Annotated in this window: 1 protein-coding gene; it reads left to right on the top strand. The window is 66.0% G+C overall.

The window, feature by feature from the left end:
* The coding region (locus N7568_RS25420; protein ID WP_261612387.1) for a DUF58 domain-containing protein at positions 1-235 on the top strand (235 nt) is incomplete at both ends.

Here is a 235-nt window from a genome sequence, read left to right as displayed (position 1 = left end):
TCCAAGCTGCGCAAGCTCAGGGAACTGGATGGCCGTGCAGCGGTGCAGATCCGCGGCGCCGGAACCGAGTTCGATTCCCTTCGCGTCTATGTCCGCGGCGACGACGTCCGGTCCATCGACTGGCGCGCCACAGCACGCCGTACGTCAGGGGTGGTGCGAACATGGCGGCCGGAGCGTGACCGCCGGGTGATCATTGTGCTGGATACTTCCCGCTCAGCTGCTGCCAGAATCGAGG

Origin of the sequence: Paenarthrobacter aurescens, assembly GCF_025421775.1 — a bacterium.
Lineage (GTDB): Bacteria > Actinomycetota > Actinomycetes > Actinomycetales > Micrococcaceae > Arthrobacter > Arthrobacter aurescens_B.
Note: the sequence above shows the minus strand (reverse complement) of the source record. Positions and strands in the feature narration are given on the sequence as shown.